At 40.2% G+C, this 9,782-nt stretch carries 11 protein-coding genes and 1 pseudogene; 6 read left to right on the top strand and 6 right to left on the bottom strand.

Annotated elements, in window-relative coordinates; translation table 11 throughout:
• The coding region (locus tag D5018_RS02025) for a DUF6444 domain-containing protein (protein WP_243637359.1) at positions 1 to 324 on the bottom strand (324 nt) is incomplete at its 3' end.
• A gap of 136 nt (positions 325 to 460) precedes the next feature.
• On the opposite strand from D5018_RS02025, the pseudogene D5018_RS02020 reads away from it, so the two are divergent.
• The 3 genes and pseudogenes from D5018_RS02020 to hemH all read left to right on the top strand — a co-directional run.
• A pseudogene (locus D5018_RS02020) lies at positions 461 to 1,399 on the top strand (type IV pilus twitching motility protein PilT); the annotation flags it as partial.
• A 12-nt stretch (positions 1,400 to 1,411) separates the two neighbouring features.
• Positions 1,412 to 2,527, top strand: a complete 1,116-nt coding sequence (locus tag D5018_RS02015) for a PilT/PilU family type 4a pilus ATPase (protein ID WP_121837310.1) — start codon at positions 1,412 to 1,414, stop codon at positions 2,525 to 2,527.
• Positions 2,528 to 2,650: 123 nt separating this feature from the next.
• Positions 2,651 to 3,664, top strand: a complete 1,014-nt coding sequence (hemH, locus tag D5018_RS02010; RefSeq protein WP_121837309.1) for a ferrochelatase — start codon at positions 2,651 to 2,653, stop codon at positions 3,662 to 3,664.
• A 23-nt stretch (positions 3,665 to 3,687) separates the two neighbouring features.
• Here hemH and D5018_RS02005 read toward each other — a convergent pair whose 3' ends face one another.
• The 5 genes from D5018_RS02005 to D5018_RS21540 all read right to left on the bottom strand — a co-directional run bounded on the left by D5018_RS02005 (position 3,688) and on the right by D5018_RS21540 (position 7,355).
• A complete protein-coding gene (locus D5018_RS02005; protein WP_121837308.1) occupies positions 3,688 to 5,328 on the bottom strand; it encodes an HAD family hydrolase in 1,641 nt (546 codons plus the stop codon).
• Positions 5,329 to 5,521: 193 nt separating this feature from the next.
• On the bottom strand, positions 5,522 to 5,947 hold the full coding sequence (gene ruvX, locus D5018_RS02000; RefSeq protein WP_121837307.1) for a Holliday junction resolvase RuvX: 426 nt from the start codon (positions 5,945 to 5,947) through the stop codon (positions 5,522 to 5,524).
• Between the two features lie 9 nt (positions 5,948 to 5,956).
• On the bottom strand, positions 5,957 to 6,520 hold the full coding sequence (locus D5018_RS01995) for a YqgE/AlgH family protein (protein ID WP_121837306.1): 564 nt from the start codon (positions 6,518 to 6,520) through the stop codon (positions 5,957 to 5,959).
• A gap of 29 nt (positions 6,521 to 6,549) precedes the next feature.
• Complete coding sequence (gene yciH, locus D5018_RS01990) at positions 6,550 to 6,879, bottom strand: stress response translation initiation inhibitor YciH (protein ID WP_121837305.1); 330 nt, start codon at positions 6,877 to 6,879, stop codon at positions 6,550 to 6,552.
• Between the two features lie 164 nt (positions 6,880 to 7,043).
• On the bottom strand, positions 7,044 to 7,355 hold the full coding sequence (locus D5018_RS21540; protein ID WP_133309218.1) for a hypothetical protein: 312 nt from the start codon (positions 7,353 to 7,355) through the stop codon (positions 7,044 to 7,046).
• 160 nt (positions 7,356 to 7,515) lie between these two features.
• On the opposite strand from D5018_RS21540, the gene D5018_RS01985 reads away from it, so the two are divergent.
• The 3 genes from D5018_RS01985 (at position 7,516) to D5018_RS01975 (ending at position 9,732) form a co-directional block, all read left to right on the top strand.
• Positions 7,516 to 8,070, top strand: coding sequence for a DUF4136 domain-containing protein (locus D5018_RS01985; protein WP_121837304.1), 555 nt, complete (start codon positions 7,516 to 7,518; stop codon positions 8,068 to 8,070).
• A gap of 82 nt (positions 8,071 to 8,152) precedes the next feature.
• Positions 8,153 to 9,175: a low-specificity L-threonine aldolase gene (ltaE, locus tag D5018_RS01980; RefSeq protein ID WP_121837303.1), complete on the top strand. Its 1,023-nt coding sequence runs from the start codon at positions 8,153 to 8,155 to the stop codon at positions 9,173 to 9,175.
• Positions 9,172 to 9,732, top strand: coding sequence for a GNAT family N-acetyltransferase (locus D5018_RS01975; RefSeq protein ID WP_121837302.1), 561 nt, complete (start codon positions 9,172 to 9,174; stop codon positions 9,730 to 9,732). The genes ltaE and D5018_RS01975 overlap by 4 nt, the downstream gene beginning before the upstream one ends.
• Positions 9,733 to 9,782 lie beyond the last annotated feature (50 nt).

Raw genomic sequence — 9,782 nt, 5'->3', positions numbered from 1 at the left:
TTTTGGGAGCTTACGCTTATCAAGCTTGAGCACCTCAACAACATCAGGCTTCTCAACTTGTTTGAGAGTGGTGCCTATCCGGCCTTTTTGACCACCGGGTGTGCCATTGGTTTTAGTCTTTTTCTTCTTATTCGTGTCATCATCTGTTGAAGGTGGCTTGCTACTATTCTTGCTATTCATTCCGATACGATTGGTCAAGATCATGACCAGCATGAGCAAAGTTTCAATGGCCAATTTCAGCGCAGGTGTCACTGTTTTATCAGCTTCTAATTGTTGTTTTACATGCGCAATGGTCGCATCAATATCAATGCCACTAATTTTCAAAATGAATCACGAATTGACTAAATATTTGGTCAGCATGACATACTGGGAAGATCGGTCAAATGATCATTGAGGATCAAGTAAAATGGTGACTCAACCGTTGCTATTTTAAGCAGATTGAGTCAGATGGGCTGAATAGTTACGAAAAATTAACTTACCTGCATTAGAACATGCTGACGTACAGCGTTTGGTGTACGACATTATGAACGATAAGCAGCGCAAAGACTATGAAGAACATTTAGAAATCGATTTTTCATTTGAAGTTCCAAACCTAGCTCGCTTCCGTGTTAATGCATTTAATCAACATCGAGGTGCTGGTGCAGTATTTCGTACCATTCCAAGCGATATTTTAACCCTAGAGCAGTTAGCAGCACCTGAAATTTTCAAAAAAATAGCCAGCTTTCCTCGCGGTTTAGTTTTGGTAACGGGTCCTACAGGTTCAGGTAAAAGTACCACTTTGGCGGCGATGATTGATTATATTAATGAAAACCGTAAAGAGCATATTTTAACCATTGAAGATCCGATTGAATTTGTACACGAAAATAAGCAGTGTTTGATCAACCAACGGGAAGTTCATCGTGATACACAAAGCTTCAACGCAGCATTGAGAAGTGCGCTACGTGAAGATCCTGATGTCATTCTTGTGGGTGAAATGCGTGACCTAGAAACGATACGTTTAGCCATGACCGCCGCCGAAACGGGTCACTTGGTTTTTGGTACTTTGCACACCACATCTGCGGCAAAAACCATTGACCGTGTGGTGGATGTATTCCCTGCAGCTGAAAAAGATATGGTTCGCACTATGCTTTCTGAATCACTCCAAGCTGTAATTTCTCAAACTTTGATTAAGAAAGAGGGGGGCGGACGCGTGGCGGCTCATGAAATTATGTTAGGTACGCCTGCGATCCGTAATTTGATCCGTGAAGATAAAGTTGCTCAGATGTTCTCTGCAATTCAAACAGGTATGGCTCATGGTATGCAAACTCTGGATCAAAATTTACAAAACTTAGTCAATCGAGGCATTATTAGCCGTGAAAGTGCTAAAGCGAAGAGCGCTAATAGCCAAACTTCATTTTAGGGACACAAGACCATGGATGTGACTCCTTTTTTAAGAGTGATGGTAGACAAAAAAGCCTCTGACTTGTTTATTACAGCTGGCTTTGCTCCTAGTGCTAAAATCGACGGTGAGCTTAGACCACTTACTGAAAAAAAATACGACAGCAAGCAAGCTTTAGAGTTCGTTGAAGCTTTGATGTCAGATGAGCAAAAGCGTGAATTTCACGAGACAAGAGAATGTAACTTTGCTTTTGCGGCTAAAGACTTAGGTCGATTTCGTGTTAGTGCTTTTTGGCAGCGTGAATCCCCGGGTTGCGTTATGCGACGCATTGAAACCAAAATCCCTCATGTCGACTCATTAGGTTTACCACCCATTTTACAAGAATTGGTTATGAGTAAACGTGGTTTGTTTATATTTGTTGGGGGAACTGGGACGGGTAAATCTACCTCGTTGGCAGCGTTAATTGGGCATCGAAATGCTAATGCTAGAGGACATATTCTAACCATTGAAGATCCGGTAGAGTTTGTACATGACCATAATAAGAGCATAATCACTCAACGTGAAGTCGGTATTGATACTGATTCGTTTGAAGCGGCACTAAAAAGTTCATTACGCCAAGCGCCAGATGTGATCATGATTGGTGAAATCCGTACCCAAGAAACGATGGAATTCGCTTTAGCGTTCGCTGAAACAGGACATTTATGTTTGGCAACACTACACGCGAACAATGCTAACCAAGCGCTCGATCGCATCATGCACCTTGTGCCTAAAGAGAAGCACCAACAGTTGTTGTTTGATTTGTCTCTTAACTTAAGAGGCATTGTTGCTCAGCAGCTAGTTCCAAGAGCTGATGGAACTGGTCGCTGTGCGGCCATAGAAGTGTTAGTGAATTCTCCTCGTGTTTCTAGTTTGATCGCAAAAAATGAGCTGCATTTATTGAAAGAGACGATGGCAAAGTCTGAAGAGTTGGGAATGCAAACCTTTGATAAGGCATTATTTAGGCTTTATCAGGAAGAAAAAATTTCCTATGCTGATGCCTTACACCACGCTGATTCGCCAAATGATTTACGTTTGATGATAAAACTAGAAGGGTCAGGTGGTGATTCCGATGCAGGCTTTATGTCTAATGTAACTGTAGATTTGGATTAAGCTATAAGGATTATTGGCTTAGGTTCTAAGGCAACATTGAAAACCTTAGAACCTCTTTTAGCTCATATTCAGACCTGATAGAATTGACAGCAATTAACACCTTGAACGTAAAAAGGAATATCCGTGGCAAAATTTGCAGGATTATCTGAACAACAAGGACACAGTCCACGTCGTAAAAAAGCCGTATTATTGATCAATCTTGGTACTCCAGATGCGCCAACGTCGAGTGATGTGAGGCGATATCTTGCAGAGTTTTTATCTGATCATCGTGTTGTTGAAATTCCTAAACTCGTTTGGAAAGTGATATTGCACGGGATCATTTTGCGTACACGCCCTGCCAAATCTGCGGCTTTATACAAGTCGATTTGGACGGAACAAGGTTCACCTCTACTGGATATTACCCGTAAACAAAGTGAAAAATTACAGCAGTACTTGAGCCAAACGAATCCAGATGTCGAAGTTCACTATGCGATGCGTTATGGTAACCCTTCAATTGCCTCAGTATTAAAAAGCATGCACGAGACAGGGGTAGATGATATTACGGTACTTCCGCTGTATCCTCAGTATGCGGCTCCTACTACGGCATCGAGCTTTGACGCTATAAGCAAAGAACTGATGACTTGGCGTTATTTACCTTCACTGCAGTTTATTCACACCTATCATGACCACCCTGACTACATTAACGCCTTGGTGGAATCGATAAAAAATGATTTTGAAAAAAACGGGAAGCCGAAAAAGCTAGTGCTTTCGTATCACGGTATGCCAAAACGAAATTTGACACTTGGCGACCCTTATTACTGCTTTTGTAAAAAAACCACTCGCTTAGTGGTTGAGTCGCTTGGCTTGCATGAAGATGATTACATCACCACCTTTCAGTCTCGATTTGGAAAGGCAGAGTGGTTGAAGCCTTATACTGATGCCACATTAGAAGAGTTAGCACAAAATGGTGTTGATGATGTTGCGGTTATTTGCCCTGCATTCAGTGCCGATTGTTTAGAAACATTAGAAGAAATTCAATGTGAAAACAAAGAAGTGTTCGAAGAGGCTAGTGGCAAGCATTATCGCTATATCCCAGCCCTTAATGACGATGAACTACACATTGAAATGATGGCAAATATTGTTCGAAAGCACCTGTAATCACAGGGCTTTCGATTGCTTCACTAAACTTCAGTTTCAGTATGCGGATTTAGTGTCTGTTTCTGTTCAAGACTTCCTGACATTTTTTCAGCTGCTTTTTCAGCAACCCTTTTTTCATCGGGATGAGCAGAATAGTATGCTGCTAAGGTGTCATAATGGTGGTTAGAGCAATGAGCCAATTGTAGGTGACGGAGCTCGATAGCACGAGTGAAGTGAACGGGAGTGTATTTACAACCGAATCTCCTAGCTACCTCTGCCATGACATCTAAGTTATCTACACCATCGTCAATGAGTACTATCGGACGATGAATGTCTAGGCCTTTTTCATTATAAATTTCAAATGCTCTATCACCTTTGTTATTAAAGCCTACGAAGTCGCCTTTAGCATCAATCATTTGTTTTCCATAAACACCATTGAACCACTCTGGGTCTATATCAGCTTCTCTTAGTTTGTTCGGAAGGAAGTCATGACCCGAAGCACTAAGTACAAATACATCAGCACCTTTAGCTTTTAAGGCCTCAACGGTTGATTTTATGACATCAGGCCCCTGTTGCATTAATGTGGTGAACTTTGGTCGAGATGGTATTGGTAGTTCATTATAATCACCTCTAACTAGGACCTCATCGGCATCAAAAAAGACCACGGGATTTTCTCCGAAATCCATGTGTGCAAGCTCAGATAAATGAACAATGTTTTCTTTAAACTCTGGACATCTGATGGCTGCTCCCATTACAGGCTCTACTTTCCCTTCTTCAATATGCTTAGAAACAGATGTTGATGCTTGTTGTTTTTGTGCACTGGGAGCATCTTGGGTAGCTTCAGTGCTGAATACAATGCTGTCTTGATGAGCAGCTTGCGGGCTACCTTCAAGTGCATATTCTATAATTGCGCCTTTTAATGCGTCTCGAAGTTCAACATCTTCACGGCTCATTACCTTTTCATTTTGCTCTTCAAGGCTAATCCAACCGACAATATCTGAGATTTGAATCCCTTGAACTTGAGTTACTTCACTAACTATTTTCGGAGTTATCGCCATTTGCAAAGGGTCTTGTGTCGATTCTCTTATACCTTCCCATTGAGTGAAGGCCTGAGATTCACGGTAGCTCTGTTTTTTTCGTTCAGTTTCGGTTTTGGGTTTCTTAAAGGCTGAAAGTTCATGTAATCTTGGTCGTAGAGTTGCAAGTTTATAAGACGCTGGTGTCAATTCAGTTCTATCAGGATCAAGCGTTGCTAGCTCAAGCTCTCTCAATTTTTTGGGATTAGAACTTGATTTAGTTTCAGTTAAGTATTGATTCAACTGCTTAGTTAGATCGGCAGCAATAAAGTTGACTTGCACTTCGAGTAAACCACTTCGCCCAGCTGCACTACAGTCAGCCTTAATACTGTACTTTTTTCCGTCAAACGAAAGTTTAAACTTAGGCTTGAGATTAGAAACCTCTGTTGCGTCTCGACGAAGGACTTCATCCTCTAAGAGCCTTAATGTCCCTTCTGGATTAATAGTGATGTCTTCAGTTGTAGCATTAGAATACTGTGTTATTAAGTACTGCTTTGAAACATCATTTAATTTTAAAGTAAATGTTGAAGGGTCATGGAAGTTATTGGCAGTAAGTGTGAAAGTCAAAGACTGACCATGATGCAGTAATGATGGTGATTTAGAGGCCATGAGGAACCTTTACAAAAAAGTAATTAATTGAAGCATAGTCCAATTGACGAAAAGGAGAATGAATAGAAGATTAAATTTTTATTTGTTTAAATTTATGGGGTTAGATAAAGAACAGATGTTTTTGTAGATAGGTGATGAATCTGAATTTGGACAAAGGTCATGCTTATATTTGAAAAGAGCAGAAAGGGAGTCATCACTCCCCAAACTGATTTTCAAAGTAGCTTTCAACAATCAATACAGCTGAAACGGCATCAATTTGATTTTTAGCTAATTTTTTATATCCACCTAACTCATACAATCGAGCTTTGGCATCTGTAGTGGTAAGCCGCTCATCTTGCAGTTCGGTTTTGATACCAAAGCGCCCATTTAAGCGATTAGCGAATTTTCTCGCTCGTTGAGTCAGAGGTTGCTCTGTTCCATCCATATTTAATGGCAAGCCAACAACTAAAAGTGTCGGATTCCATTTTTTTATGATTTCCTCAATGGTGTTCCAGTTAGGTATTCCATCATTGGCTTTTACTGCTTGAACAGGTGATGCTTGGTAGGTGATATTTTGTCCGACAGCTATACCAATACTTTTAGTACCGAAGTCGAATCCTAGAACGGTTTCTGTTGTCATTATTTTCTCTTATGAATGCCCAATCTGTGAAGACATTTGCCAAGGCTCAAATCCGAGTGATTTGCACGCCATTTCCCAACGTTTTTCTGGCTCGACTTCAAATAGAATTTCATTAGATGCTGGAATAGTTAACCAAGAATTCTGAGCTATTTCTTCTTCTAATTGACCGCGTCCCCAACCCGCATAGCCTAAGGCAACGATAAAACTATCAGGCCCTTTTTGGTTACTCATGGCACTCAAAACATCTCGGGAAGTCGTTACCATAATTTCAGGAGTGATCGCTAAACTGTTAGTCCAGCCTGGTTGAGTTGAGTGGAGCACAAAACCTCTATCGGGACTGACGGGGCCACCAACTAATACAGGTGAATCTTGAACTACGGAATGAAGAGTCGTATGAGTGTTTAGCTCCATTTGATCTAATAGCTCATTCACTTCTATACCAATTGGGCGGTTAATGACTAAGCCCATTGCACCTTTTTCATCATGCTCACACATGTAAATGACACTGCGCTCAAAAAAAGTGTCATCGAGAGAGGGCATGGCAATAAGAAATTGGTTTTGTAAGCTTTCCATAAAAACTCCTGTACTGCTCAACTCAGGTATTAGCCACCTGCTAACTTAACAGTATACCCCTGTTTTTCTAACAGAGACTTTAACTGCTCACGATTATCGGTTTGTATTTCAATATTGAAGTCCTTGACAGTACCACCACAGCCACATTGTTTTTTTAGTTTTTGAGCGAGTGTTTTAAGTGCTTTTGCATCTAGACCTAAGCCTTTAACAATGGAAACACCTTTACCTTTTCTACCCTTACTGTCTTTATGAATGCGAACAATACCATCTCCTTGAGGGATATCATCGGTTTGTTTTTCTTGTTTAATCCTGCCGGTTTCAGTGCTGAAAACTAAGGCAACATCATCGTCGATTCTCATGATTTAGAATCCCTAAAATCAGTAAAAATTCTACTGGAAATAATTGTTGAAATAAGTTTACCAAAAGACTCAGCTTGAACTAAACCAAAAAAATTGAGCCTTTAACCATAAGTTTAACAAAGGCTCAATTAATACCCAAACCTAACACGATTAACAATGGTTCACTAAAACAGAGTCGAGAGAAGCAGAACTCCCGTAGTGATAGCGCAGGGGAGTAATAGACGATGCAGTTTTGGAAATGCAATAAATACAGAAGTTAGTGCAAAGCCGATTGCAACATAGCTTTTAGGTGAAGGCGAATAGTAGGTGACGATTAAGCACAATATGCAACCTGCAATAGCAATCGAGACTAGACTTTTAACAAGCTTGCTATTGAGTTTGAGCCTAGACTCAAAAGTTGCTGTTGAGGATATCGCTTGAGGAGACCAAATAAAGACTAGGCTACCCAAAATTAATGCTGAGATAATCCAGTACATAATTGAAACTCCAAATTATTAGTAATGATAATAATTATCATTTATGTATTTGGGGTTGTCAACTATAATGGTAAAGTTATGCAAATGTGTTTGAGAAACAGATAATTACAGAGTAAAGTTTGATTGTCTGAGGTTCTAAGAGTCATTTAGGAGATGCAAAGTGAAAAAGTACTTAATATTGGTCATGGCGTTAATGCTAACGGCATGCAGTTCTACTCGTGGAAATTGGGACTACAATCCAAAAGTGGATTTTGGTCAGTACAAAACATTCGCTTGGGTAAATAAAAAAGCTGGAAAAGAGGGCTATCAATTAGATGGCTTAATGAGCCAACGTATACATCGCGCTGTGAATGAGCAATTACAAGCGAAAGGATTGACTAAGACCAATAAGCGTTCTGCTGATGTGCTAGTGAATTACATCACAAAGAAAGAAAAGAAGTTTGATGTCGATACTTTTCACTCAAGATTCGGTTACTTTCCATATACCCGTAACTGGTGGTGGGGTGGAACTGGCTCAACCACGACTCATGTTCGTGAATATAAAGTCGGAACATTGTTTGTAGATATCGTTGACAACAAAACTGGTGAGTTAATTTGGCGTGGCTCTAGCCGAGATATCATTCGCAATTACAAAACACCAGAAAAAAAGACAGCCAATGTTAATAAGATGGTGGCCGACATTTTATCTAATTTCCCTCCTAAACCTGAGAAGTAGTTGAACAATATAGCTTTCGACTTTTTTTAGTTTCAAATAATCGGTAGAGTGTTGTCATTATTTCTAACAATGACAACACTCTATGATTGATCTACGAAGTGATACCGTTACTCAACCAACAGCTGCTATGCGTCAAGCGATGGCGAATGCTAACGTTGGTGACGATGTTTTTGGTGACGATCCTACCGTTAACGAGCTTCAAGACTTAGCGGCCGAAATGTTCTGCTTTGATTCCGCTTTATTTACTTCTTCTGGTACTCAAGCCAACTTACTAGCTTTAATGAGTCATTGTGAGCGCGGTGATGAGTACCTTTGCGGTCAGCAAGCCCACAATTATAAATTTGAGGGTGGCGGTGCTGCAGTATTAGGAAGTATTCAGCCTCAACCCATAGCAAATCAATCAGATGGAACAATTAATTTAGATGATGTGAAAGCTGCTATCAAACCTGATGATTTTCACTTTGCGCGTACTAAATTACTTAGCTTGGAAAATACCATAGGTGGGCTAATCTTACCTCAAGATTACTTAGCTCAAGCTCAAAGCTTTGCATTTAATCATGGTTTAAAAATCCATTTAGATGGTGCAAGAGTGGCAAATGCTGCCGTCGCTCAAAATTTATCGATTAGTGCAATAACTGATCATTTTGATTCTGTTTCTATCTGTTTATCCAAAGGCTTATGTGCTCCTGTCGGTTCTTTGCTTTTAGGTTCTGAGGATTTTATTAATCGGGCAAGGCGCTGGCGAAAAGTGCTTGGTGGTGGCATGCGTCAAGCGGGAATTTTAGCCGCAGCGGCGAAGTTAGCTTTGACGGATCAAGTTGAACGATTGGCAGAAGACCATGAAAATGCTCAGTTTCTATTAACTGAACTTGAAAAAATTGATGAATTAACAGTAGATCCAACGCAAGTACAAACCAATATGGTTTTTGCTGACTTACCTGATTATGTAGATCCCAAAGCGTTAGCTTTGGACTTAAAACAAAGAGGGATTTTGATTTATCCATCAAGTCATTTACGTTTGGTTACTCATAAAGACATAAATCAGCAAGATATTCATAAAGTTGTCACAGCTATAAAGGATTGTATAAAAAATAATACAAAATGAACCTTATGATTATTCGCCCATTAGAAAAAGAAGATTTTAACGCTGTAATCAAACTAGGATGCAAAGTACATGGTGCAGGCTACATTGATGATAAAGAGTTGAGTGAAATCTATTTAAAGGGGATTAAAAATGGAATTAATCCTCATTTTGTGGCTTACAAAAATAATGAATTAGTTGGTTTTCGTTTAACTTACGCAGCTGGGCAGTGGCAGTTAGACCGATGGTGTACTAGCAAGAAGTGGCCTACCTCACCAGATGATGTGTGCTATTTCAAATGCAATACAGTCGCAGAAGAAGCAAGAGGCGAAGGGTTAGGAGGAAAGCTCCTTGATGCTTCAATACAAGCAGTTAAACAGCAAGGTGCTAAAGCAGGCGTTTCCCACCTTTGGAAACAAAGCCCAAACAATGCAGCGGTAAAATATTTTACCAAGGCTGGTGGGGAGTTAATTAAAGAGCACCCTAACCGTTGGAACTGGGAGTTTAACCCTGATTATGACTGTGCCCTTTGTAGAGGGGAGTGCCAATGTACTGCGTGTGAAATGATTTTGGTTTTTTGACTATACTTTTCTTCATTACTCAAGGATGAGCTGAAGGTGAGAAGGTTGGA

The sequence above is a fragment of the Parashewanella curva genome (assembly GCF_003675895.1).
Lineage (GTDB): Bacteria > Pseudomonadota > Gammaproteobacteria > Enterobacterales > Shewanellaceae > Parashewanella > Parashewanella curva.
This window is presented reverse-complemented; position numbering and strand designations above follow the sequence as displayed.